Source organism: Polaromonas sp. SP1, assembly GCF_003711205.1.
Lineage (GTDB): Bacteria > Pseudomonadota > Gammaproteobacteria > Burkholderiales > Burkholderiaceae_C > Polaromonas.
Map to the genome: position 1 here is coordinate 4437557 of NZ_CP031013.1, position 24433 is coordinate 4461989.

Genomic DNA, 24433 nt, shown 5'->3' on the forward strand with positions numbered 1-24433 from the left:
TTGCTATTAAATTGATAGCTACACGCCAATATGCTGATTGGGCTAGAGGCACTTTTTATGCTTAAACAGCAATTCATCTCAACCCAGGAAGGCTGAGGCGGGCTCTTTCTGGATGCCCTGTCAGCACCCACCCGACGCCGCCCAGCTGGAACACTTCATGCTTGCTGCACTGCACCAATCCCCGGTTGGATGTTTTGACTGAACAGGAGCACCCCATGCTGGACCGCACCACCACCAAGTTCTCGCACGTCAAACCCGGCGACACGCAGTTTGTCTCCGGCGGGCTGCGTGATTTCTTCCTCTACCGCGACCTCGGCATTGCCGACGCGACCAACGGCAAAGTCATCGCGCACCTTGTCAAAGCAAACATGGCACCAGAAACAGGCACAGGCTGGCACCGACATGAGGCAGAGTTCCAGATCGTCATCATGACCAAAGGCTGGGCCCGCTTCATGTACGAAGACAAGGAAACCCTGGTCGAAGCCGGCGACGTCGTCCACCAGCGCCCAGGCATCAAACACTTTCTGTTCGACTACTCCCCCGACATGGAATACCTGGAAATCGTCGGCCCGGCAGATTTCAAGTCGATAGACGTAGACCCGGTCTGCGAAATCCCACCCCCCACCCCCTGGAAATAGCTGACCTGCTCCCGAATCCGATCCCGCCCCCGATTGCCCCTTGTGGATGCGCCGAGGAGCGGAGGACCAGACGGATCAGGGCAAAAACTTGTTTGAGCCGCAGGCGAGTTGTTTTTGACCCCGTCTGGGCCGAGCACCGCAAGTTGCCCGCAGCGAAGCGAAGGGACGCAGGAACCAGGGTCGCCTTTTTTTGCTTACTTTTTTTGGCGAAGCAAAAAAAGTGAGTCGCGTGCCGGGCGACTCCCGGCCAGCCGCCCTCAGCAGAACGCGCTCGCCAGGAACAACAAAGCCGCGTGAACCGCCAGCTCAGAACTCAGCGTCGAGTTCGTCAATATCATCCGGCTCCTTCTTGGCCGCAGCCACCCACTCCTTCATCGCCGGCAACTCCATCACCCGCTTGCAATAAGCCGCACACACCTTGTCCAGCGCCACGTCATAAGTCAAAAACCGCGTCACCACCGGCGCATACATCGCATCCGCCACCGACAACTGCTTGCCAAACAAATAAGGCCCGCCATAGGAACCCAGGCATTCCCGCCAGATCTCCACCACCCGGTCAATATCCGCCTGGGCCCGCGACCACACCTTGAAGTTCGAAAAATGCGCCTTGATGTTCATCGGCAGCGCGGCCCGCAGCGAGGCAAAGCCCGAATGCATTTCGCCGCACACCGCCCGGCAATGCGCCCGCTCCTTGATGTCGGCCGGCAACAGCTGCGCCTTGGGCTTGATTTCATTGAGGTATTCGGCAATCGCCAGCGTGTCCCACACCTTCACGTTGCCGTGCTGCAACGAAGGCACCAGCATGCTGGACGACAGCAGCAGCATCTCGGCTTTCATGGCCGGGTCGTCGGGTGGGATCACTTTTTCGGTGAACTCCAGCCCGGCAAACTTGGCCAGCAGCCAGCCGCGCAGCGCCCAGGCGCCGTAATTTTTGCTGCTGATCGTCAGGACTGCCTTGGCCATGAGATTGCTCCTTGAAGCACACACACAAAGTTGGCCCCCACTATCCGGGGCAAGCGATTCTCCGCAAGGGTTGTGCCAACGCCGGGCCCGCGATCATTCACCACTGCCCGGCCCCTGCTTGGCCCCTCCTTGGCCCGTTCCTTGCCTGCATCCGCTGTACCGGGCCACAAGCCCGCTTCACGCCAGGACACCCATGCTTTACCAGGCCTACCAACTCCAGTCCGACCTGATGTCCCCGCTCCGGCTGCTGGCGCAAGGCAGCAGCGCCGCGCTCTGGCTGGGCAAAACCGAAGGCAGCCTGCTGCGCAAGTTGTCCGCGTCGATGGAGGTGTTTTCACGCCTGCGCCTGACGCACTCGCGGCCGGCTTACGGCATTGCCTCCGTCAAAGTGGGCGAACGCGACTTCGCCGTCACGGAAGAAGCCGTGCTCACCATGCCCTTCGGCACCCTGCTGCGCTTCAAAAAAGAAGAGACCAGCGACCTGCCCTACCAGCCGCCCGTGCTGCTGGTAGCGCCGCTCTCAGGCCACTTCGCCACGCTGCTGCGCGAAACGGTGCGCACGCTGCTGCAAGACCACGATGTCTACATCACCGACTGGCACAACGCACGCGATGTGTCGCTGCGCCACGGCCCTTTTGCGCTGGACGACTACATCGACCACATGATCCGCTTCACCCAGGCGATCGGCCCCGGCACCCATGTGGTGGCCGTGTGCCAGCCCTGCGTGGCCGCGCTGGCGGCAGCCGCCGTGATGGCTGAAGACGACGACCCGGCCCAGCCGCGCAGCCTGACGCTGATGGCCGGCCCGGTCGATTGCCGCGTCAACCCGACCGGCGTCAACACGCTCGCCACCAGCAAGCCGATCGAATGGTTCGAGAAAAACCTGATCAGCCACGTGCCGCTGCCGCACGCCGGCTATATGCGGCGCGTGTACCCGGGCTTTGTGCAACTCAGCGCCTTCCTCAGCATGAACCTGGACCGGCACAAAAAATCGTTTCAGGACATGTACCAGCACCTGCTCGACGGCGATGTGGAAAAAGCCAACATCATCCGCGTCTTCTACGACGAGTACCTCGCCGTCAACGACCTGCCCGCCGAGTTCTACCTGGAGACGGTGGAAAAAGTCTTCCAGACTTATGACCTGCCGCTGGGCAAACTCAGCTACCGCGGCCGCATCGTCAAACCCGCCGCCATCCGCCGCACGGCGCTGATGACGGTAGAAGGCGAACGCGACGACATCTGCTCAGTCGGCCAGACCGTGGCCGCGCAAGACCTGTGCACCGGGATACGGCCTTATATGAAAACCCATCATGTGCAGACGGGTGTGGGGCACTACGGGGTGTTCAGCGGGCGCAAGTGGAACCAGCAGATTTACCCGCGGGTGCGGGAGATGATTCATGCGAGCATGGGGTGAGGTTTTAAAGAAATCGGCTCTAGCCCAATAACCATCTTGAGTAGTAGCTCCTGAATTGATAGCAACCCTGTTACGCCTTAGCCGCTACCCCTACCCGTCATCCGTTCGGGCTGAGCATGTCGAAGCCTTCCCCCTCCGTTCGGGCTGAGGTATCGAAGCCTTGCCTCCTCCCCCGTTCGGGCTGAGCCTGTCGAAGCCCTGTCCGTTTCGAGCGCTGAGCTGTTTTGAATTCCGGGGCCGGGGTTGCCGGCGGCAAGTAACTTTCTTTTGCTTCGCCAAAAGAAAGTCACCAAAGAAAAGGCGACCCTGCTGGCTGCGTCCCTCCGCTTCGCTACGGGCAACCTGCGGTGCTCGATTCAGGCGGGGTCTCGCTAAACTCGCTTCGCTCAAACAACGCGATCCCTGATCCGCCTGAATCTCCGCTCCTCGGCGCATCCAGAAGGGGGTGGGGAAAGAAACACCCAACAGCCGAATACCAATACCGAATACCTGAAGAAACAAGGACTCGCCGCGGCGAGTCCTTGTTGGTATTTGTATTGGTTTTTGTCTTCTGTCCCCGCTCCCGATTGCCCCTTGTGGATGCGCCGAGGAGCGCAGGACCAGACGGATCAGGGCAAAAACTTGTTTGAGCCGCAGGCGAGTTGTTTTTGACCCCGGCTGGGCTGAGCACCGCAGGTTGCCCGTAGCGAAGCGCAGGGACGCAGGAACCAGGGTCGCCTTCTCTTTGCTTACTTTCTCTTGGCGAAGCAAGAGAAAGTGAGTCGCTGCCGGGCGACTCCCGGCCAGCAGCCTCAGCAGAAGACGCGAAGGCCGGAGCAAACACCGGCGAAAAAACTCACCTCCCCCGCCCCATCCAAGCCACCAAACCCCCAATCAACCCCATCACCCCCACCAACCCAAGAATCACCCCCCGCCCTTCCATCACCCCCGCAAACACGCCCACCAGCATCCCCGCCAACGGCTGCGACAAGTTGTTGAGCATCACGATCACACCCGTTGTCTTGCCCAAATCCCGCGGCGGGATCAGCTTCTGCCGCAGGCTACGGATATAGACGTTGAACATCTTGTCAAAGCCGATCACCAGCAAAAAACCGGCGGTGTAAATCCAGAAGTTACCGGCCAGCCCCGTCAGCAAGCCGCCACACACCATCACCGTGTACGAGACAACACCCAGCGTGCGCAGCGACAGCACAGTGCGGGCAATGAAGAGCAGGATGACGACAGTGGCAATCGCGCCGGCGGTTTGCAGCACCGCGTAGTCGCCGGTGGAGCGCTGCAGCACGCCGGTCACCATCGCGGCCGAAGTGGCCAGCGTGACGCCGATAACCAGGTTGACGCCGGCCGCCAGCGCGATCACCTGCTTCAGGCCGGGCAGATGCATCACCTGCGCAAACGCGGTGCGAATGGGCGCGGCCCAGTGGCCGGGGGCGGGCTCTGGCGCCGCCAGGGTGACGGCGTTTTGCCGTTGCCACAGGGTAATTGCCCCATCGGCAATCAGGAAAAAGCCTGCCGTGGCACCGACGACCATGGGCCAGGGCATCCAGCGCAGCAGCAGCGAGGCCAGCAAAGGCCCGAGCACCATGCCGAGCTGGTCGGCGATTTGCGCATGGGCCAGCACCTTTTCAAAGCGGTGCTGCCGGAAGATTTGCGGCAGCATGACCTCGCGCGCCATCAGGCCCTGGGTCGTCAGCACACCGCACACGGCCGACAGCGCAATCAGCCAGCCGACACCACCCACCCACTGAAACGCCACCACGCCGGCCAGGCAGACCAGCGCGCGGAAAAGCTGGCTGATGCGCAGCAGCTTGAGCGGCGAGACACGGTCGCACAATGCGCCGCAGATGGGAAATGACAAAAAGCGCGGCAGCGTCTCCAGCGTGAAGGCGATGCCTGACCACGCCACACTGCCGGTGGTTTCAAACACCACCAGCGGCACGAGGAATAAAAGGATCTGGTCAGCGAGCCGGGAGAAAAAGAGGGAGGCGTAAAACAGCTGGCCTTTGGCGTTAGCGTTGACCTTAACGCTGCCTTCGTCTTGATCGCTCACCCCGGCTCCCATGGCGTCCCGCCTGCGGGCGGGGCAGATGCCTTGCACACCTGCTTGTTGTTGTGATTGCTATTTTTTTGATAGCGGATAGCCCATGTATCGCCTGGGCTGGAGGCCGTTTTTACCTAAAACCGCCCCAGCCGGCCGCAACGCTTTTCTTCAAGCGCGGTCAGCGCCGTCTTCTTCAGGCCAGTCGCGGATGTAGGCCTTGAGCATCTTGTTTTCGAAGTTCTGGCTGTCGACCACGGCCTTGGCCACGTCGTAAAAACTGATGACGCCCATCATGACTTTCTGGTTCATCACGGGCATGTAGCGCGCGTGGCGGTCCAGCATCATGCGGCGCACTTCGTCGAGTTCGGTTTCGGAGGTGCAGGTAAGTGGGTGGTCGTCCATCGCGGTGCGTACCAGGGTCGTGCCGATCTCGCCGCCGTTTTTGACGATGCAGACGATGACTTCGCGGAAGGTCAGCATGCCGACCAGGTCGCCGTGCTCCATGACGACCAGCGAACCGATGTCTTTTTCGGCCATGATCTGGGCCGCCTTGGCAAGGGGTTCGTCAGGCTGGACGGTGTAAAGCGTGTTGCCCTTGACGCGCAGTATGTCTAGAACCTTCATGGCCGTCTCCTCGGTTGTGCTGACCTCATTGTCCCACCGCAGCGCGGCGACAGGGAATTCAGTTTAAATATAGCCCACAATCAAACGGCAGGTTGCAAGAATCTGTTCAGGTTCCGGCGATTTTCCGAGGCGGCACCACTTTTTTCTGACTGGAGACAAACCCATGCCCGGTTACTCAGACCCTGGCTTTGACACCCTGGCGTTGCACGCCGGCGCCGCACCCGACCCCACCACCGGCGCGCGCGCCGTGCCGATTCACCTCACGACCTCGTTCGTCTTCGAGTCCAGCGACCACGCGGCCAGCCTCTTTAACCTGGAGCGCGCAGGCCACGTCTATTCGCGCATCAGCAACCCCACCAACGCGGTGCTGGAGCAGCGGGTGTCGGCCCTGGAAGGCGGCATAGGCGCGATTGCCACCGCCAGCGGCCAGGCGGCGCTGCACCTCTCCATCGCCACGCTGATGGGTGCGGGCTCGCACATCGTGGCCTCGACGGCGCTTTACGGCGGCAGCCAGAACCTGCTGCACTACACGATGCGCCGCTTCGGCATAGACACCACTTTCGTCAAACCCGGCGACCTGGACGGCTGGCGCGCCGCCGTGCGGCCCAACACCAAGCTCTTCTTCGGCGAAACCGTGGGCAACCCCGGGCTGGACGTGCTGGACATCGAAGCGGTCTCCGGCATTGCCCACCAGGCCGGCGTGCCGCTGCTGGTGGACTCCACCCTCACCTCGCCCTGGCTGATCAAGCCTTTTGAGCACGGCGCCGACCTGGTCTACCACTCGGCCACCAAATTTTTGAGCGGCCACGGCACCGTCATCGGCGGTATCGTGGTGGACGGCGGCAGCTTTGACTGGGAAAAGTCCGGCAAATTCGCTGAGCTGACCGAGGCCTATGACGGCTTTCACAACATGGTCTTCAGCGAGGAAAGCACGGTGGGCGCCTTCCTGCTGCGCGCACGGCGCGAAGGCCTGCGCGACTTTGGCGCCTGCATGAGCCCGCACACCGCCTGGCTGATTTTGCAGGGCATTGAAACCTTGCCGCTGCGCATGGCGCGGCACATGGGCAACACTGAAAAGGTGGTGCAGTTCCTGGCCAGCCACCCGCTGGTGGCGCGTGTGGGCCACCCGCTGCTTGAATCGCACAGCAGCCATGCGCTGGCCAAAAAGCTGCTGCCGCGCGGCGCGGGCTCGGTCTTCAGCTTCGACATCAAGGGCAACCGTACGCAGGGCAAGGCTTTTATCGAAGCGCTCAAGGTCTTCAGCCACCTGGCCAATGTGGGCGATTGCCGCAGCCTGGTGATCCACCCCGCCAGCACCACCCATTTCCGGATGACGGACGAGGCACTGTCGGGCGCCGGCATCACCCAGGGCACGATACGCCTGTCGATTGGCCTGGAAGACCCGGACGACCTGATCGACGACCTGAAGCGCGCGCTCAAAGCGGCCGAAAAAGCGGCAGAAAAAGCGGGGGCCTGAGCATGTACCTCGACGTCAACGGCCATAAAACCTATTGCTACACCGGCGGCAAACCTTTTGACGCCGCCAAACCCACAGCCGTGTTTATCCACGGCGTGCTGAACGACCACAGCGTGTGGATTTTGCAAACGCGCTACCTGGCCAACCACGGCTGGAACGTGCTGGCGGTCGACCTGCCCGGGCATTGCAAAAGCGAAGGTGAAGCGCCCTCTTCGGTGGAAGAAGCTGCGAACTTTGTCGCCGCACTGTTGGATGCGGCCGGCGTGCAGCGCGCGGCGCTCATCGGTCACAGCTGGGGGTCACTGATCGCGCTGGAGGCGGCCTCGCGGCTGAAAGAACGCGTGAGCCACCTGGTGCTGGTGGGCACGGCCTTCCCGATGAAGGTGTCGCAGGCCTTGCTGGATGCCGCGCTGAACGAACCGATGAAGGCGCTGAACATGGTCAATGTGTTTTCACGCAGCACGCTGGCGCCGCCGCTGGGCGCCGGCAGCTGGGTGCATGGCGCCAGCATGGCGCTGGGCCGGCGTGTGCTGGCCAGCAATACCCAAGTCAATGTGTTCCACCGCGGCTTCAAGGCCTGCGACAGTTATGCCAACGGCGAGACGGCCATCGCCCAGATCACCTGCCCGGTGCTGTTTGTGCTGGGCGCGCAAGACCAGATGACCATGGCCAAAGCCGCGCAAGGCCTGATCGGCAAGGCCAAAGAGAGCGGCAAAAAAGTCAGCATCGCCAGCCTGCCGGTGGGCCACCACCAGATGAGCGAGACACCCGAGGCGACGCTGTTTGCCATCCGCGACTTCCTCGCCACGCCGTTGGCCTGACGCAAGGCATGGCAACCCCCCTCGTCATCCCCACACTCGCGCAGGCGGTGGAGCACGTGCTCACTGCGATTGACGGCGACATCGTGCTCGGCCTGCCGCTGGGCATCGGCAAGCCCAACCCCTTTGTGAACCTGCTCTACCGCCGCATCAAGGCCACGGGCAGCGACGCCAACCCGCGGCGCCTGAAGATCATCACCGCGCTGTCGCTGGAAAAGCCCGAGGGCAAAAGCGAGCTGGAGCAAAACTTCCTCACGCCGCTGGTAGAGCGCGTGTTCAAGGACTACCCCGACCTGGACTATGTGAAAGACCTGCGCGCCGGCGTGCTGCCGCCGCACATCGAGGTCTCGGAGTTTTTCCTCAAGACCGGCGACTACCTCGGCAATGAGCGCGCGCAGCAGGCCTACATTGCCACCAACTACACCTTTGTTGCGCGCGACATGGGCCTGCTGGGCGTGAACGTGATCGCGCAGGCGGTTGCTGCGCGTGAAGAAGATGGCGAAAAAGGCGGAAAACTCACGCTCTCATTGGGCAGCAACCCCGACGTGACCTTTGAGCTGGCCGAACGCCAGGCCGCGCAGGGCAAGCCGCTGCTGAAAGTCGGCGTGGTCAATCGCCAGATGCCCTTCATGCCCAACCACGCGGTGGCGCCTGACGGTTTCTTTGACGTGGTGGTGACGGACGCCGAAGGCACGCACACCCTCTTCGCACCACCCAACAACAAGGTCGGCACGGCCGACTACGCCATCGGCCTGCACGCCGCCAGCCTGGTGGCGGACGGCGGCACGCTGCAGATCGGCATTGGCGCGCTGGGCGATGCCATCGCGCAGGCGCTGATCGTGAGGGACAGGGACAACGCGGAGTACCGCCGCATCATGGCGGCCCTTTCTCCCAATAGCCTGCAGGGGCGTGAACTGGGCGGTTTTGAGCAGGGCCTGTATGCGTGCTCGGAGATGTTCGTCAACGGCATCCTGAAGCTCATCGAAGCGGGGATTGTGCGGCGCGAGGTGTTTGAGGATGTGGCCTTGCAACGCCTGGTCAATGAAGGTCACTTTCCGGACCTGGCAGTGAATACCGACACGCTCGCAGCATTGATTGATGCGGGTCGGATCAGCGCCACACTCAGCGCGGACGATCTGCAATTCCTGCAACGCTTCGGCGTACTCAGCCGCAAAGTCCAGCTGTCGCAAGACGGCTCGCTCGACGTGGCCGGCACGCGCATCGACAACCGGCTCGGCGACCCGGCTGTGCGTGCTGCCTTGCAAAACGCTGGCGGGCTGGGTGGGCGACTCACCGGCGGCGTAATCCTGCACGGCGGCTTCTTCCTCGGCCCCACTGATTTTTACGGGCACCTGCGCGCCATGCCGCCCGAGGCGCTGGCCAAAATCGACATGACGCGCATTGACTTCATCAACCAGCTCCAGGGCCAGAGCCGCCTCAAGCAGGCGCAGCGCACCCAGGGCCGCTTCATGAACACGACCATGATGGTCACGCTGCTGGGGGCCGCGGTGTCGGATGGTTTGGAGTCGGGCCAGGTGGTGTCGGGCGTCGGCGGTCAATACAACTTTGTCGCCATGGCGCACGCGCTGCCCGGTGCGCGCTCCATCCTCATGCTGCGCTCCACCTACGACCACAAGGACGGCGTGCGCAGCACCCTGGTGTGGAACTACGCGTATGAAACCATCCCGCGCCACCTGCGCGATATGGTCATCACCGAATACGGCGTGGCCGACCTGCGCGCGCAGCCTGACGGCGAAGTCGTCAAACGCCTGATCGCGATTGCCGACTCGCGCTTTCAGGACGACCTGGTGGCGAAGGCCAAAGCCGCCGGCAAGCTGAGCGCGGACTACGAAGTACCCGAACAGCATCGCCAGAACCTGCCCGAAGTGCTGCGCGCGCAGCTACAGCCATGGAATGCATCCGCGCTGTTGCCCGACTTCCCTTTCGGCACCGACCTGACGGCCGACGAGTTGCGCATCGTGGGCGCGCTGCGGCAGATGCAGCACGCCAGCCAGCACCCGGCGGAGCTGGTGGCCATGCTGGTCAAAAGCCTGTTGGCTGACCGCGAAGCGCCACCCGCCTATTTGCAGCGTCTGGGCCTGGACGACGCCACGAGCCTGCGCAAAATCCTGATGCGCAAACTGTTTGCCGGCAATCTTTAACGAGCTGAGCCACACCATGACCGACGCATTGCCCTTTGCCATCACCCCGGCGATGCCCGCCGCCCGCGCAATGGAGATCGCGGCGGGCTTTGACTTGCGCGCCCTGCCCGTGGACTTCTACGCCAACCCTTATCCGGTGTACGCCGCGCTGCGCGAGAACGAGCCGATACGCCGCATGCCCGACGGTTCGTTTTTCCTCACGCGGCACGCCGACGCCGTGGCGGTGTACCGCGACGCGCAAACCTTCAGCTCCGACAAGAAAGTGGAGTTCGAGCCCAAGTACGGCGCGGGCTCGGCGCTGTTTGAACATCACACCACCAGCCTGGTGTTTAACGACCCGCCGCTGCACACGCGGGTGCGCAAGCTGATCATGGGCGCGCTGACGCGGCGCGCGATTGCCGACATGGAGCCTGGCCTCGTCATGCTGGTCGACAGCCTGCTGGACGCCGTGGAAGCCAAAGGCGGCGGCGACCTGATTGAAGACTTCGCCTCGGCGATTCCGGTCGAGATCATCGGCAACCTGCTGGGCGTGCCGCATGCCGACCGGGGGCCACTGCGCGCCTGGTCGCTGGCGATTCTGGGTGCGCTGGAGCCCAAGCTCACACCCGAGCAGGAGGCCCTGGGCAACCAAAGCGTGCGCGACTTCACCGGCTACCTCAAAGACCTGGTGGCCGACAGGCGAAAACACCCCGGCGACCCCGAGCACGATGTGCTGACGCGGCTGATACAGGGCGAAACTGCGGGCGAGAAGCTGAACGAAACCGAGCTGCTGCAAAACTGCGTGTTCATCCTCAACGCCGGCCATGAAACCACCACCAACCTGATCGGCAACGCGCTGGTGCTGCTGCAGGAATGGCCGGATGCGAAACGGCATTTGCTATCAAAAGTAGAGCAGCAACCCAATGCAGTTATTGGGCCGGAGGCCGATTTGACTGTCGAAATTGACGAGTTCCTGCGCTTTGAGCCGTCCAACCAGCTGAGCAACCGGCGCGCGCTCAAGGCCTGCCAGGTGGGCGGCGTGGATCTGCCCGAAGGCGCACTGCTGACGCTTTGCATAGGCGCGGCCAACCGCGACCCGGCGCAGTTTGCCAACCCCGAAACGCTGGACCTGACACGCGCAGACAACCGCCACCTGGCGTTTGGCTTCGGCATTCACCAGTGCGCCGGGCTCAGCCTGGCGCGCCTGGAAGGCCGGATTGCCGTGGGGCGTTTTGTGCAGCGATTCCCGGATTACCGCCTGACGGCCAGCCCCACGCGCGGCGGGCGTGCGCGCTTCAGGGGTTTCCTGAAGGCGCCGTTTGCCGTCTAGATCAGACGGATTTGATCCAGTGCTGCGGCGCCGCGTGCAAGGCGTGCAGCAGCGCCTGCATCGACGGCAAATGCGGCGTAGCCGCACCAGGCCGGGCCAGCGAATCGAGTAGGCGCGACAGCGTTTGCGCATGCGGTGTGAGCGGCCCCAGGAAACGCGTGCCGGCCGCATCGGCGACCAGCAGCGTCGGGAAAGTCTCCACCTCGATATCACCGACCAGGTCGGCCTGGTCTTCAATGTCCAGCCAGGCAAAGCGGCTGGCCGGGTAGCGCGTGGCCATCTCCTCAAACACCAGGCGGTAGTCGCGGCACAGGCCGCACCAGTCGGCGCACAGGCAGATGACCCAGTTCACCGGGAGATCAGGTGCGCTGGAGGGTGCCGTTTCCGGCGGTGAGATGAGGGACATGCGGAGCGTCGCCGGTTTGACATCCGGGGGGAGACAAGGGATTGACTATTATGTCGGCCGCCGCAAAATGGGGAGCGACACGGGGCTATCCCGGCAGGAGACAAACGATGAATGCATCAGAAGCATCGCCCCAGGCGGGCCCCACCAATGCCCCGATCGCCCCGGTCGATCCGCGAAGCTTTGACTCCTTCGCCAGCTTCTACCCCTTCTATCTCGGCGAACACCGCAACCCCATTTGCCGGCGCATGCATTTTGTGGGCTCCACGCTCACGTTGCTGTGCCTGGCGGCCTTGGTCATCACGCGCAACCCATGGTGGTTGCTGGCGGGCCTGCTGTGCGGCTACGGCTTTGCCTGGATAGGGCACTTCGGCTTTGAGAAGAACAAGCCCGCCTCGTTCAAACGCCCGCTTTACAGCTTTATGGGTGACTGGGTGATGTACCGCGACATGTGGACCCAGGCCTTTCGCAAGGCCAAAGACTAGGCCGCACGGGCTACCAGGCTTGCTGGGGTTCGAACGCTGAAGCCTTCAGCGCCTTGAGGCAGGCAGCGCCGGCATCCATCGCGGCTTCATGCGTCGGGTAAGGGTGGTCCGACGCTTCCACGCGCTGGTCGGCAGTGTGCTCGTCGGCCGACAGGCGGGTGACGACCCAGTAAAAAAGCCCGACAGAAGGTTCTTTGACACGTACGGCCAGCGGCCCGGGCGCTGTGGGAGTGACGGGCCCGATGGAAGGCGGCAGCTTGCTCATAAAACCCGGCCCAGTTCGTTGCTGACGTCCTTGACCGAGGGGCCGACTTCGGCCACCGCCACACGCAACTCCAGCTCGCTGCAGTCCAGCGCCGAGACCCAGTATTTCAGGGACTCCTCTTCGTTGACGTTGATAGGTTGGTTGTTCAGGGGTGCGTCAGCAGTCGCTGCGGCAGGGTGGGACGGTGATGTCACGATTTTCTCCGGCAGGTAGTGAATGGATGGAGCAAATAGTGCCGCGATCATCACGCCCGCCTTGTAAGAATCGAACCCGCGTTTTGCCATCCTGGCCTGAAAAAAGCAACGAAACGTGCAGTGAGGTGACGATGTGCGCGCGCATGTATGAATGCGTGTGAACAAGGCGGGCACGCTTACACGTTCGCCTTATCACTTCACCTTATGAACTTCTGATGCTGCGCGGCCTGCGGCAGCGGTCCTCAGGCCTGTTTTTTCTGCGCGGGGCGCCGGGTTTGCGCTCCAGCGGCGGGCTTGGCTGGCGTGCGCGATGCGCGTTGATCCTGCTTCTCGACGTAGCTTTTATAGAGCTTGGCGGCCAGGCCGGACGTGATGGCAAACACGATTAGTTTTTTCAGCATGAATCTCTCCAAGGGTTCAGTCACGGGCGGGTGCGAAGAAACGAGATCAAAGCCCCGGGCCGGTCCCAGCTGGCCAGCCAAAAATCATCGTAAAGAGAGCAGCAGCGTTTGCAGGTACGCCGGGGCCGCCCGTGCGTGTGCGGCCTGTCTGACTAGGGACGGGCGACGTGTTAAGCGGCAGACTCGCCGTCGACACGAATCCCGAGCTGCTTGGCCTTGACGTGAAACTCGACGGCCTCGCTCCACTGCGCGAAGTCTTCGTTGGTGGGCGCCGGGCCTTTGCCGGTCTGGTAAGCCCACATCTTGGCCGTCAGCGCTTCGTAGATCTCGCGGGCGTCGTGCTGCGCCTGCCGCTCCTGGGCGATGGCGCCGTCAAGCTTTTCCCGGACATTTGTCTTTTTTGGCATCTCGTGTGCAATGAAACAGGAAATGGAAGGTATCGGGGATGTGAGGCCGGTATTATTTTTTTCCAGGACGGTGATGGCAACAATATCCCCCATCACATATCGGTTTTTTGCCCCGGCGCTAAATCGATTGCTCTTCTTTTTATAGCGCGTCGCGCAAGCGTATGGCGGGCCAGCGGGCTTTTTCCCATAAATTTTGCACCGACTCCGCCTTGTCGAGCAGCAGGATGCCCATCAGCGGCTCCAGCGGTGTGGCGTCCGGGTCTGCCAGCAGCAGGTAGCGGGCCTCCTGCTCGCCTTCGGCTTCATTGAGCTGCCCGACCCAATCCAGCGCCACCAAGGTCTCCAGCACCGGCTCCAGCTGCAGGCCGTCCACCTGCAGACGCACCGCCAGCTGCGAGGCGGTGAGGCCGCGGCCCGGTGTGGCCAGCGCTTTGTGCAACTGCTGCAAAACCTCAATCGACAGCTGGAAGTACCAGCCGTGCGCACTGCCCCGGCGCGCCACGCCGGCCAGCAGGCTGGGCAGGTAGGCGGCAATCACCGCGCCCATCAGCACGATGACCCAGGAGACATAAATCCACACCAGCAGAATCGGCAAGGTGGCAAAAGCGCCGTACACCATCGAATACGTGGGCACCGCGCCCAGGTAGAGGCTGAGCATGCGTTTGGCCACCTCGATACCCGCGGCGACAAAAAGCCCGCCGGACCACGCATGCGACCATTTCACATGGGTGTTGGGCACATAGCGGTACAGCGCCGCCATGCCCCCGGCGACGATGAAAAACTGGAAGACGCTGAGCAGAAACCGCAAGCTGGCCGGCAAGGCGCCCACCAGCCCGCCGGAGGCCGACAGCACATACGACGTGACCGCCAGGCTGGCCGCCAGCAGCAAGGGGCCCAGCGTGATGGCCGCCCAGTAAATCAGCACGCGCTGCGTGAGCGGCCGCGCCTTCTTGACGCGCCAGATGCCGTTGAGCGTGCGGTCTATGGTGAGGATCAACGCAATCGCCGTAACCAGCAGCACGGCCAGGCCGGCAATGCCCAGCTTGTTGGCCTGGCGGCTGAACTGCGTGAGGTAGCCCAGCACCTGGCGGGCGATGTTGTCGGGGATCAGGCTCTGGATCAGCCAGGCCTGCAGCGCGCCCTGCAGCTTCGCGAACATCGGGAAGGCCGTGAAAATGGCCAGCGCCACGGTGAAAAACGGCACCAGCGCGATCGAAGTGGTGAAGGTCAGGCTGCTGGCGGTCAGGCCCATGTGGTCTTCCCGGAACCGGTCGCGCAGCGTGAGCGCGGTGTGGCGCCACGGGAACCGGGACAGGCCCTCCAGAAGGTCCTGCAGATATTGCTGAAATTTCATCCCCGGTATCATGCCACCGACACCCCTGGAACCTGCCTCGGGATTCCGGCAGATATCCAATCGATATGAACAAAACAACCCAAATCAATTTCACCCGCCACCTGGCCCTGGGCAGCCTGCTGGGCCTGATCGTGCTGGGCCTGGCCTGGGAAATGTGGCTGGCGCCCATACGCCCGGGCGGCTCGCTGCTGGCGCTCAAGGTTCTGCCCCTGTGCATTCCGCTGGCCGGCATCCTGAAAAACCGCATGTACACCTACCGCTGGGTGAGCCTGCTGGTGTGGCTGTACTTCACCGAAGGCGTGGTGCGGGCCTGGAGCGACCGCGCGCCCGGCAACTACCTGGCCTTGATCGAAGTGCTGCTGTGCCTGACGCTGTTTGCCGCCTGCGCAATGCATGTGCGTGTGCGCCTGAAAAACGCCCAGCCACCCGCGACCCCATCAACCCCCTGATCTCCCTTCACCCAATTAACCGAGCCGAACACCGTGAGCACGCCCAACCCCCTGATTGAATCCCTGCGCCAGATCGTCGGCGCAGCCAATGTCCTGACCGACGGCGACCTGACGCCCTGGGTGCAGGACTGGCGCAAACGCGAAACCGGCAAAGCCCTGGCCGTGGTGCGCCCCGGCTCCACGCCGGAAGTCGCAGCCGTGGTGAAAGCCTGCGCCGAAGCACGCGTGAGCATCGTGCCGCAAGGCGGCAATACCGGCATGGTGGTGGGCTCAACCCCGGACGCCAGCGGCACGCAGGTCGTGCTGAGCCTGACGCGCATGAATAAAGTCCGCACGCTGGACGCCGGCAACCTGACCATCACGGTCGACGCCGGCTGCGTGTTGCAAAACCTGCAGGAAGCCTGCGAAAAAGCCGGTTTCCTGTTTCCCCTGAGCCTGGCCTCCGAAGGCAGCTGCACGATAGGCGGCAACCTCGGCACCAACGCCGGCGGCACGCAGGTTGTGCGCTACGGCAACACGCGCGATCTCTGCCTGGGGCTGGAAGTCGTCACGGCGCAGGGTGAGATCTGGGACGGCCTCTCCGGCCTGCGCAAGGACAACACCGGCTACGACCTGCGCCACCTCTTCATCGGCAGCGAAGGCACGCTGGGCGTGATCACCGGCGCGACCATGAAGCTCTACCCCATGCCCAAGTCGCAGCTCACCGCCTTTGCCGCCGTGCCCTCGCTGGAAGCTGCCGTGCAACTGCTGGGCCTGGCGCATGAGCACCTCGGCTCGGGCCTGACCGGCTTTGAAGTCATGGGCCAGTTCGCGCTGGGCCTGGTGGCCAAACACTTCCCGCAGCAGCGCGTGCCCTTCTGGCAAGAGCACCCTTGGTGCGTGGTGCTGGAGAACTCGGACAACGAATCCGAAGCCCATGCGCGTGAATGCTTTGAACGCCTGCTGGAAGCCGCCATGGAAGCCGGCTGCGTCGTTGACGCCGTCGTCGCCGAAAGCATGGCGCAGGCCCACGCGCTCTGGCACATCCGCGAAAGCATCCCGATGGCGCAGGCCGAAGAAGGCCTGAACATCAAACACGACATCTCGATCAACGTGTCGCGCATCCCCGACTTTGTGACTGAAACGAATGCACTGCTGCTCGAGCGCTTTCCCGGCGCGCGCATGGTCGTCTACGGCCACCTGGGCGACGGCAACCTGCACTACAACGTGCAGGCGCCCGAGAACCAGGACCAGGCGCGTTTCCTCAATGAACAGGAGACGCCGATGAATGCGCTGGTCTATGAAGCGGTGGACCGCTACCGCGGCTCGATCTCGGCCGAGCACGGTGTCGGCAGCCTGAAGGTCAACACCCTGCCCAAGCACAAATCACCGGTGGCGCTGGGCATGATGCGGGCGATCAAGCAGGGGCTGGATCCGCAGAACCTGATGAACCCGGGGCGGGTGCTGAAGGCATAGAAGCTTATTTGGTGGTCAAAGTCTTTGCGATCTGCGCGTTGTCAACATGGCTCCCAAATTTCACCATCGCAACCAGGACGTCCTTGTCGTACATCAGTTCCGTCGCGGCGAGTTTCGCGAGCACTTCAAATACGCGACGAATAACCTCATCACTCTCGGCGCCCTTATTGATAGCCCGAGCTTCAGCCAAGCAGGTCTCTGTCGATAGGCGAGTAATGAGAGCGCCCATCGTCTTGTTCGCCTCCTCGATAGACTCTTTAGAGGTGAGAGAAAGACCGGTCAGTTGCTGATGAGCGCCCATCATGGTGAATAACCATCGGACCAGAGTGGTGCGATCCTTTCCCGTGATGTTTTCGGTAACGCCTTGGCGAGCGGATGGCTTTGCGCATGCGTTGCGCCGATAAAACCAAACAGCAGCGTAAATGCCAGAATGAAGGACTTGATGATGATGTTGAGGCCAAAAAACCTCAAAGTAAGCCTCACTGGCACTTACCAAGCTCATACAAGTCACAAAACTCCGGATTCGATCAAAGCATGAATGTTGCGCATACAATATGCGCATAGTTCATGAAGGCCCATCATGCTCAAATTTGACCACGCCCCCAAAAAAGCCACCAATCTGTCACTCAACTCCAAGGTGCTGGAAGTTGCGCGCGAGATGGGCATGAATATCTCGCAAACCGTCGATGCGCTGTTGGCCGATGAAGTCAAACGGCGCTACTGGGAGCAGTGGAACGAGCGGAACAAGGGCGCGATTGCGTCTTACAACGCCCGCGTTGCGAAGCACGGTCTTCCCCTGGCCAAATACCGCAGCTTTGCCAAGAGCCTGGGCGACGGCAAGCAAGAGGATTAAACGTGGCCCGTTTTGACGTTTACAGCAACCCGGACAAACCGGAAAACACCTGGATTCCCTTCTACCTGGATGTGCAAAGCGACCACATGCAGGGACTGGAAACACGGGTCGTGGTTCCGCTTTGGGATGCCGGCCATTTCGAAGGCAAGGCCGAGGACCTTCACCCCGAATTTGAATTTGACGGCAGGCTGCTGGTGATGGACACACCCGCCTTGGGCGCGGTGCCGCAAGCCGCCTTGCGCAAAGTAGTCGCCAATCTGACCGCCCACCAACTGACCATTCAAAATGCGCTCGACACGCTTTTTGGAGCTTATTAATGACACAACAAACCGGCTCGCGCCCCATCCGCTCCCAATACGAAGATTTCATGCGCCATGTGGACACCCACGGCGTCTTCAAGGCCGACCGCACCGGCACCGGCACCAAAAGCGTGTTCGGCCACCAGATGCGCTTTGACCTGAACGAGGGCTTTCCGCTGGTGACGACCAAGAAGGTCCACCTCAAGTCCATCGTGCATGAGCTGCTGTGGTTTCTGCAGGGCTCGAGCGACAACAACTGGCTCAAGGCGCGCGGCGTCACCATCTGGGACGAATGGGCGCGTGAAGACGGCGACCTCGGCCCCGTCTACGGCGTTCAGTGGCGCAGCTGGCCCACGCCTGATGGCGGCCACATCGACCAGATCAGCGAAGTCATCAAGACGCTGAAGACCAACCCCGACTCGCGCCGCATCATCGTGAGCGCCTGGAACGTGGCCGACCTTTCCAAGATGGCGCTGATGCCCTGCCATGCCTTCTTCCAGTTTTACGTGGCGCCGTCCGAGGTGGCGGGCCAGCCGGGCAAGCTCAGCTGCCAGCTGTATCAGCGCAGCGCCGATATCTTCCTGGGCGTGCCTTTCAACATTGCCAGCTACGCGCTGCTGACGCACATGGTGGCGCAGCAATGCGGCCTCGGCGTGGGCGACTTCATCTGGACCGGCGGCGACTGCCACATCTACAGCAACCACCAGGAGCAGGTCGCGCTGCAACTGAGCCGCAAGCCCTTTGCCTACCCCACGCTGCAGATCAAACGCAAACCCGAATCGATCTTTGATTACCAGTTTGAAGACTTCGAGTTCCTGGACTACCAGCACCACGACGCCATCAAGGCGCCGGTGGCCGTCTAGAGAAAGCCCAGAGCCATGACACGCATCCACATGATCTTCGCCCGCGCCGCCAACGGCGTGATCGGCCGCGACAACGCCATGCCCTGGCACCTGCCGGAAGACATGGCGCGCTTCAAGCGCCTGACGACCGGCCGGCCGGTCATCATGGGCCGCAAAACCTGGGATTCGCTGCCGGTGAAATTCCGCCCGCTGCCGGGCCGCACCAACATCGTCATCACGCGCCAGGCCGACTGGAAAGACACCGGCGCTGAAACCGCTGGCAGCCTGGCCGACGCACTGGCGCAATGCGCCGCTGCCGAAGAAGCCTGGATCATGGGCGGCGCGCAGATTTACGCGCAGGCGATGCCGCTGGCCGACCGGATTGAAGTCACCGAGATTGCGCAGGACTTTGAGGGCGACGCCTATGCGCCGACGCTGGGCCCCGAATGGCGGGAGAGCGCGCGTGAAGACCATGTGTCGACGAACGGCATGAAGTTCAGCTTCGTCACCTACGAAAAATAGACCCCGTCAATTCACTCACAACACATAACAGCACATAACAACGCACAAAGGAACAGATATGTCAGGAGGCGGATTTCACGTACACGGGCCCCACGACCATGAGCTCGAGCATGCAGCGCAAGGCGGCCATGGCGGCCACGACAGCGGCGGCGGCATGATCGCGCAGATCGCGGTCATCACCGCCATCATCGCGACCATAGGCGCCATCTTTGCGTACATGGGCGGCGCCACGCAGGCCAATGCGGGCCTGTACAAAAACAATGCGGCCATCAAGAAGACCGAAGCCTCCAACCAGTGGAATTTTTTCCAGGCCAAAAGTACCAAGCAGTCGCTGGCCGAGCTCGCCCGCGACCTGGCGCCCGAAGATAAAAAAGCCGCTTACCAGGGCAAGGTAGACCGCTACGAAAAAGAAAAGAACGAGATCAAGGTGATCGCCGACAAGCTGGAGGCCGAAGCCGCCACCTGGGACAAATCGTCGGACGAACAAATGCACCAGCACCACCGCTGGGCCCAGGCCACCACGGTGCTGCAGGTGGCGATTGCGCTGGCGGCCATCGCCCTGCTGACGCGCAAGCGGTGGCTGGAGTACGGCATGTTTGCCGTGGCCGGTGTGGGCCTGGTGGTGGGCGTGCTGGCAGTGCTACATATTTAATAGCGGGTAACCCACGTCTTTATTGGGCTGGAGCACGAAATCATGAAAATTTCTACCTGGAACGTGAACTCGCTGACCGCGCGGCTGCAGCACGTGCTCGACTGGCTGGCGGCCAACCCGGTCGACGTGCTGTGCCTGCAAGAGCTCAAGATGACGGATGACAAGTTTCCGCTGGAGGCGCTCAAGGCCGTCGGGTACGAAGCCGCCGCTTTCGGACAGAAAACCTACAACGGCGTGGCCATCCTGTCGCGCACGCCGCTGCGCGAGGTGGTGAAAAACATCGTGGGTTTTGAAGACGAGCATTCACGTGTCATCGCCGCCACCGTAGACAGCCCCACAGGGCCCATCCGCGTGCTGAACGGCTACTTCGTCAACGGCCAGGAGCCCGGCAGTGAAAAGTTCGCCTACAAGATGCGCTGGCTGGACGGCCTGCAGGCCTATGTGCGCGCCGAGATGGCGGCCCACCCGCAGCTGGTGCTGCTGGGCGACTTCAACATCACGCCGGAAGACCAGGATTCGTACGACCCGGAAGGCCTGCGCGACACCATCCACCACACCAAAGAAGAGCGCGAGCATTTCCGCCAGCTGGTGGCGCTGGGCCTGACCGACAGCTTTCGCATGTTCGAGCAGCTGCCCAAAAGCTATTCATGGTGGGACTACCGCATGCTGGGCTACCAGAAGAACCGCGGCCTGCGCATCGACCACATCCTGGTCAGCGACGCGCTCAAGCCGCAGGTCAAAGGCTGCACCATTGACCGCGTGCCGCGCAAATGGGAAAAGCCCAGCGACCATGCGCCGGTGACAGTGACTATTGGCTAACCCCCGTCAGAAATAGACCCACCCCCGTCCAGGCTCACTGCGTGTAGCCCGTTCCCCCCTTCCAGGGGGCGAGGCCAGCGGTCTGGCAAAGCCAGTCCCGCGGCCTCTGCTGGTGAAAAACCCCGTTGGATACGCACTGAACTCTTCAACCCAGCATGAGCCCCGGAACCGGCTTCGCCGGGCCGTAGGGCGGGCGGCCCCCTCGGGGGGCAGCGACCCACACGCAGTGGGGGAGCGTGGGGGCCACATTTACTCGAGGTTGAGCTCCTGGATCTTGCGCGTGATGGTGTTGCGGCCTATGCCCAGCTTCTGGGCCGCCTCGATGCGGCGCCCGCGGGTGTTGGCCAGTGCGGTCTGGATCAGTTTGGACTCAAACCGCCGCGTGAGCACATCCCACACATCGCTGCGCCCGGTGGCCAGCAGGGCCAGGGCTTCGGCTTCGAGGCCGCTTTCCCAGCCCTGGTCCAGGCCGGCCGCGGCGGGTGCGGCAAAGTCGGGTGCGTGCAGGGGCGGCGCCTTGTCGGCGCTGCCCGTTACGTCGCTGCGCACAGCGTCGGTTTTTTCCACCGATGCCAGTGGTTTTCCCGGCTCGGGGATCATGCCCAGCACTTCGGGTGGCAGGTCTTTGGGCTCGATCACCTGGGCCGGCGCCATCACGGTCAGCCAGTGGCAGATGTTTTCGAGCTGGCGCACATTGCCGGGAAAGCCGAAGTTGCTCAACTGCTGCAGGGCCGTGTCGGAAATGCGTTTGGGCTCCACGCCCAGCTGCTTGGCGCTTTGCTGCAGGAAGTGGCGTGTCAGCATGAAGACGTCTTCGCGCCGCTCGCGCAGCGCGGGCAGGCGCAGGCGGATCACGTTGAGGCGGTGGAACAAATCCTCACGGAAACCGCCTTCCTTGACGCGCTGCTCGAGGTCCTGGTGGGTGGCGGCGATGACGCGCACATTGGCCTTGACGGCGTTGTGCCCGCCCACGCGGTAGAAGTGGCCGTCGCTCAGCACACGCAGCAGGCGCGTCTGCAAATCAAACGGCATGTCGCCGATTTCATCGAGAAACAGCGTGCCGCCCTCGGCCTGCTCAAAGCGGCCGCGCCGCATGGTCTGGGCGCCGGTGAAGGCGCCGCGCTCATGGCCGAAGAGTTCGCTTTCGAGCAAATCCTTCGGGATGGCGGCGGTGTTGATCGCGACAAACGGCCCGTTGGCGCGCGGCGAGTGTTTGTGCAGCGCGCGCGCCACCAGCTCCTTGCCGGAGCCGGACTCGCCGGTGATCATCACCGTCACCATGCTCTGGCTCAAGCGCCCGATGGCGCGAAAGACGTCCTGCATGGCGGGCGCCTGGCCGAGCATCTCGGGCGCGGCGGCCATGCGTTCTTCGGCCACTTCCTCGCGCTGGCTTTCTTCGACCGCGCGGCGGATCAGCTCCACCGCCTTGGGCAAATCAAAAGGCTTGGGCAGGTATTCGAACGCGCCGCCCTGGAAGGCCGAGACCGCGCTGTCCAGGTCCGAGAAGGCCGTCATGATGATGACGGGCAAGCCGGGGAGCTTTTCCTTGACCTTCTCCAGCAAGTCAAGGCCCGAGCCGCCGGGCATGCGGATATCGCTCACCAGGATTTGCGGGCCGTCGTCCTCCGTCGCGCTTTCGAGTGCGGCCAGGACTTCACGGGGGTTGGTAAAACTGCGCGTAGGAAGGTCCTCGCGGAGCAGGGCCTTTTCCAGAACAAACCGGATGGACTGGTCATCATCAACGATCCAGATCGGTTTCATGTATGCAGTCCCTTTTTCGTGCTTTTCAAATGCCGGCCCTTTTGGAGCCCCGCGCATCGATCGCGTTATGTATCAGTCATGGATAAAGACACACTTCAAGGCAGCGGTATGAGCAGCTTGAAATCTGTACGGCCCGGCACACTGTCGCACTCGATCAAACCGTGGTGTTGCTGGACAAAGGTTTGCGCCAATGTCAGCCCCAGCCCCGAACCGCCCTCACGCCCTGAGACCAGGGGATAGAAGATTCGGTCTTTGATGGAGTCCGGCACACCCGGTCCATTGTCGATAACATGCAATTCCAGTGCCAAGCGATAGCGCTGCTTGCCGAAAGTTACCTGCCTGGCGATTCTTGTCCTGAAAGTGATCTGTGCATCGCCCGCCGCAATACGCTCTGCCAGCGCCTGGGCAGCGTTGTGGGCGATGTTCAGCACCGCCTGTATCAGCTGCTCGCGGTCGCCGCGAAAGTCGGGAATAGAGATGTCGTAATCCCGTGTGACCTTCAGGCCTCTGGGGAATTCCGCCAGGATGAGCGAGCGCACGCGCTCGCACACTTCGTGGATATTCACGTCGCCCACCAGGTGCGGCCGGCGGTGCGGCGCCAGCAGGCGGTCCACAAGCGTCTGCAGGCGGTCGGCTTCGTGGATGATGACCTGGGTGTACTCGGTCAGGTCCTTGCCGATCTCCATCTGCAGCAACTGCGCCGCGCCGCGAATGCCGCCCAGCGGGTTTTTGATCTCGTGGGCCAAATTGCGGATCAGCTCCTTGTTGGCCTGCGCCTGGTCGATCAGGCGCTCTTCGCGCTCCTGCTTGGCCTGCTGCTCCAAAGGCAGCAGTTCCACGATCGCCTCGCCCGGCGTGTCGGTTTGCGCCACCACCACATGCACGGGCAGCGGCTCGTGGTTCAGGCGCCTGAGCCAGGCGTCGTAGCGAAGCGCCGCGAATTCATTGCTGCCCGCGCCTTCGAGGGCGTTTTGCAGGATCAGCGGTTCGGTGAAACAGTCGGGGAGCTGCGAGCCTTCAATGGTTCGCCGGGAGGTTCCCAGGGCGTCTTCCAGGGCTGCGTTGGCAAAAACCACCGTGCCGTTGGTGCGGACAACCGCGACCAGCGTGGCCAGCAGGTCGAAGGCCTGGAAGCGGGGGAGTCCGGAAACCGGGGCGGATGAAAGTGGGGTGCGGATGGAGGGCTTCAAGCCGCCCATTTTCACCCAGAAGCCTGCCCCGCGCGATTAATTGAGGGCGGGAGCGCCCGATGGGAGCCGGGAAATCTCGCGCTTGAGACCGGCAATGTCGCTCTGGTTGCGGGCGATGCTGTCCTTGAGCTCCGCCACGCGGTCCAGGTAACGCTGGTAGTTGCGGCCTTCAATGCCCTGCTTTTCAGGCTCGCCGTTGTTGTACTCTTTTTGCTGCTCGGCCAGTTTGGCTTCGGCCTTCTTCAGCTCGGCTTCCAGGATGGCGCGCGAGTCGCTGTCGCGGGCGCGCTGCTCGGGGCCGGAAGCGGCCGCCACACGGACCGCAGGGGCGGAGCCGGAGCCGGAAGAGGCGTTGGAGTTGGACTTGGCAACCGGCGTGCTCTGCACCACGGTGACATTGCCGCCCGACACCAGCTTGCAGTTACGGGTTTGCGCTTCTTTGGTGTTGTTGATGTATTCGGGCGCGGAACCCCCTGCACCTGTGCAGCGGTAAACCTGCTGCGCCCAGGCGGTGTTACCCGCGCCGGCCAGCAGCAACGAAAAGGCAGAAAGCAAAAACGTGTGTTTCATAGGGAACTCCCAGTGCCGTTGAGGGCTAGGACGGTCTATCAGTATGCGGTAAACCCGCCAAAACACAAA

28 protein-coding genes are annotated in these 24433 nt (G+C 62.5%); 15 read left to right on the forward strand and 13 right to left on the reverse strand.

Going from position 1 to position 24433, the window contains the following annotated elements:
- Nucleotides 1-215: 215 nt before the first annotated feature.
- On the forward strand, nt 216-638 hold the full coding sequence (locus tag DT070_RS20815) for a cupin domain-containing protein (protein WP_122957116.1): 423 nt from the start codon (nt 216-218) through the stop codon (nt 636-638).
- Between the two features lie 306 nt (nt 639-944).
- On the opposite strand, the gene DT070_RS20820 is transcribed toward DT070_RS20815, so the two are convergent.
- Nucleotides 945-1601: a glutathione S-transferase gene (locus DT070_RS20820; RefSeq protein ID WP_122957117.1), complete on the reverse strand. Its 657-nt coding sequence runs from the start codon at nt 1599-1601 to the stop codon at nt 945-947.
- Nucleotides 1602-1794: 193 nt separating this feature from the next.
- Between DT070_RS20820 and DT070_RS20825 the strand changes: the two genes are divergently transcribed.
- The gene (locus tag DT070_RS20825) at nt 1795-3015 is read left to right on the forward strand and encodes a polyhydroxyalkanoate depolymerase (protein ID WP_122957118.1); all 1221 of its coding nucleotides are present in this window, start codon (nt 1795-1797) and stop codon (nt 3013-3015) included.
- 835 nt (nt 3016-3850) lie between these two features.
- On the opposite strand, the gene DT070_RS20835 is transcribed toward DT070_RS20825, so the two are convergent.
- On the reverse strand, nt 3851-5062 hold the full coding sequence (locus DT070_RS20835) for an MFS transporter (protein ID WP_228778630.1): 1212 nt from the start codon (nt 5060-5062) through the stop codon (nt 3851-3853).
- 159 nt (nt 5063-5221) lie between these two features.
- The gene (locus DT070_RS20840) at nt 5222-5677 is read right to left on the reverse strand and encodes a CBS domain-containing protein (RefSeq protein ID WP_122957119.1); all 456 of its coding nucleotides are present in this window, start codon (nt 5675-5677) and stop codon (nt 5222-5224) included.
- 163 nt (nt 5678-5840) lie between these two features.
- On the opposite strand from DT070_RS20840, the gene DT070_RS20845 reads away from it, so the two are divergent.
- Genes DT070_RS20845 through DT070_RS20860 form a run of 4 tightly spaced genes read left to right on the forward strand, consistent with a single transcriptional unit; the run spans nt 5841 to nt 11443 of the window.
- Nucleotides 5841-7154 (forward strand): O-acetylhomoserine aminocarboxypropyltransferase, encoded by a 1314-nt coding sequence (locus tag DT070_RS20845; protein ID WP_122957120.1) that lies wholly within the window; start codon nt 5841-5843, stop codon nt 7152-7154.
- A gap of 2 nt (nt 7155-7156) precedes the next feature.
- Entirely contained in the window at nt 7157-7975 is an 819-nt protein-coding gene (locus DT070_RS20850; protein ID WP_122957121.1) for an alpha/beta fold hydrolase, read from the forward strand.
- Nucleotides 7976-7983: 8 nt separating this feature from the next.
- The gene (locus DT070_RS20855) at nt 7984-10134 is read left to right on the forward strand and encodes an acetyl-CoA hydrolase/transferase C-terminal domain-containing protein (protein WP_122957122.1); all 2151 of its coding nucleotides are present in this window, start codon (nt 7984-7986) and stop codon (nt 10132-10134) included.
- A gap of 16 nt (nt 10135-10150) precedes the next feature.
- Complete coding sequence (locus DT070_RS20860; protein ID WP_122957123.1) at nt 10151-11443, forward strand: cytochrome P450; 1293 nt, start codon at nt 10151-10153, stop codon at nt 11441-11443.
- 1 nt (nt 11444) lies between these two features.
- Here the strand turns inward: DT070_RS20860 and DT070_RS20865 are convergent, their stop codons facing one another.
- A complete protein-coding gene (locus tag DT070_RS20865) occupies nt 11445-11849 on the reverse strand; it encodes a thioredoxin family protein (protein ID WP_122957124.1) in 405 nt (134 codons plus the stop codon).
- Nucleotides 11850-11956: 107 nt separating this feature from the next.
- Between DT070_RS20865 and DT070_RS20870 the strand changes: the two genes are divergently transcribed.
- A complete protein-coding gene (locus DT070_RS20870) occupies nt 11957-12331 on the forward strand; it encodes a DUF962 domain-containing protein (RefSeq protein WP_122957125.1) in 375 nt (124 codons plus the stop codon).
- 10 nt (nt 12332-12341) lie between these two features.
- On the opposite strand, the gene DT070_RS20875 is transcribed toward DT070_RS20870, so the two are convergent.
- The 5 genes from DT070_RS20875 to DT070_RS20890 all read right to left on the reverse strand — a co-directional run bounded on the left by DT070_RS20875 (nt 12342) and on the right by DT070_RS20890 (nt 14952).
- Nucleotides 12342-12596, reverse strand: coding sequence for a hypothetical protein (locus DT070_RS20875; protein ID WP_122957126.1), 255 nt, complete (start codon nt 12594-12596; stop codon nt 12342-12344).
- A complete protein-coding gene (locus DT070_RS20880) occupies nt 12593-12790 on the reverse strand; it encodes a DUF3606 domain-containing protein (RefSeq protein WP_228778629.1) in 198 nt (65 codons plus the stop codon). The genes DT070_RS20875 and DT070_RS20880 overlap by 4 nt, the downstream gene beginning before the upstream one ends.
- 242 nt (nt 12791-13032) lie before the next feature.
- Nucleotides 13033-13191: a hypothetical protein gene (locus tag DT070_RS21445; RefSeq protein ID WP_153976326.1), complete on the reverse strand. Its 159-nt coding sequence runs from the start codon at nt 13189-13191 to the stop codon at nt 13033-13035.
- Between the two features lie 170 nt (nt 13192-13361).
- The gene (locus DT070_RS20885) at nt 13362-13598 is read right to left on the reverse strand and encodes a hypothetical protein (protein WP_228778628.1); all 237 of its coding nucleotides are present in this window, start codon (nt 13596-13598) and stop codon (nt 13362-13364) included.
- A gap of 139 nt (nt 13599-13737) precedes the next feature.
- Entirely contained in the window at nt 13738-14952 is a 1215-nt protein-coding gene (locus DT070_RS20890) for a YihY family inner membrane protein (protein WP_228778627.1), read from the reverse strand.
- Between the two features lie 65 nt (nt 14953-15017).
- Between DT070_RS20890 and DT070_RS20895 the strand changes: the two genes are divergently transcribed.
- Together DT070_RS20895 and DT070_RS20900 are read left to right on the forward strand one after the other, a co-directional pair.
- Entirely contained in the window at nt 15018-15401 is a 384-nt protein-coding gene (locus DT070_RS20895) for a DUF2069 domain-containing protein (protein WP_122957128.1), read from the forward strand.
- A gap of 33 nt (nt 15402-15434) precedes the next feature.
- Nucleotides 15435-16856, forward strand: coding sequence for an FAD-binding oxidoreductase (locus DT070_RS20900; protein ID WP_122957129.1), 1422 nt, complete (start codon nt 15435-15437; stop codon nt 16854-16856).
- 4 nt (nt 16857-16860) lie between these two features.
- On the opposite strand, the gene DT070_RS21450 is transcribed toward DT070_RS20900, so the two are convergent.
- On the reverse strand, nt 16861-17358 hold the full coding sequence (locus DT070_RS21450) for a hypothetical protein (protein WP_153976325.1): 498 nt from the start codon (nt 17356-17358) through the stop codon (nt 16861-16863).
- A 78-nt stretch (nt 17359-17436) separates the two neighbouring features.
- Here DT070_RS21450 and DT070_RS20910 point away from each other — a divergent pair, with 78 nt between their 5' ends.
- From DT070_RS20910 to xth, 6 genes are read left to right on the forward strand one after another with little or no spacing between them, the layout of a single operon-like run.
- The gene (locus tag DT070_RS20910; RefSeq protein ID WP_122957131.1) at nt 17437-17709 is read left to right on the forward strand and encodes a type II toxin-antitoxin system CcdA family antitoxin; all 273 of its coding nucleotides are present in this window, start codon (nt 17437-17439) and stop codon (nt 17707-17709) included.
- A gap of 2 nt (nt 17710-17711) precedes the next feature.
- The gene (locus tag DT070_RS20915) at nt 17712-18026 is read left to right on the forward strand and encodes a CcdB family protein (RefSeq protein ID WP_164483791.1); all 315 of its coding nucleotides are present in this window, start codon (nt 17712-17714) and stop codon (nt 18024-18026) included.
- The gene (locus DT070_RS20920) at nt 18026-18871 is read left to right on the forward strand and encodes a thymidylate synthase (protein WP_122957133.1); all 846 of its coding nucleotides are present in this window, start codon (nt 18026-18028) and stop codon (nt 18869-18871) included. The genes DT070_RS20915 and DT070_RS20920 overlap by 1 nt, the downstream gene beginning before the upstream one ends.
- Before the next feature lie 15 nt (nt 18872-18886).
- Nucleotides 18887-19372 carry a dihydrofolate reductase gene (locus tag DT070_RS20925; protein WP_122957134.1) on the forward strand — a complete coding sequence of 162 codons (486 nt, stop codon included), beginning with the start codon at nt 18887-18889 and terminating at the stop codon, nt 19370-19372.
- A gap of 58 nt (nt 19373-19430) precedes the next feature.
- Nucleotides 19431-20024, forward strand: coding sequence for a DUF4337 domain-containing protein (locus tag DT070_RS20930; RefSeq protein ID WP_122957135.1), 594 nt, complete (start codon nt 19431-19433; stop codon nt 20022-20024).
- 42 nt (nt 20025-20066) lie between these two features.
- Nucleotides 20067-20843, forward strand: a complete 777-nt coding sequence (gene xth, locus DT070_RS20935) for an exodeoxyribonuclease III (protein ID WP_122957136.1) — start codon at nt 20067-20069, stop codon at nt 20841-20843.
- Between the two features lie 249 nt (nt 20844-21092).
- Here the strand turns inward: xth and ntrC are convergent, their stop codons facing one another.
- The 3 genes from ntrC to DT070_RS20950 form a co-directional block, all read right to left on the reverse strand.
- Nucleotides 21093-22604 carry a nitrogen regulation protein NR(I) gene (gene ntrC, locus DT070_RS20940; RefSeq protein ID WP_122957137.1) on the reverse strand — a complete coding sequence of 504 codons (1512 nt, stop codon included), beginning with the start codon at nt 22602-22604 and terminating at the stop codon, nt 21093-21095.
- 95 nt (nt 22605-22699) lie between these two features.
- Nucleotides 22700-23803 carry a nitrogen regulation protein NR(II) gene (gene glnL / locus DT070_RS20945; protein WP_122957138.1) on the reverse strand — a complete coding sequence of 368 codons (1104 nt, stop codon included), beginning with the start codon at nt 23801-23803 and terminating at the stop codon, nt 22700-22702.
- A 27-nt stretch (nt 23804-23830) separates the two neighbouring features.
- The gene (locus DT070_RS20950; RefSeq protein ID WP_122957139.1) at nt 23831-24364 is read right to left on the reverse strand and encodes a hypothetical protein; all 534 of its coding nucleotides are present in this window, start codon (nt 24362-24364) and stop codon (nt 23831-23833) included.
- Between the last annotated feature and the right edge of the window lie 69 nt (nt 24365-24433).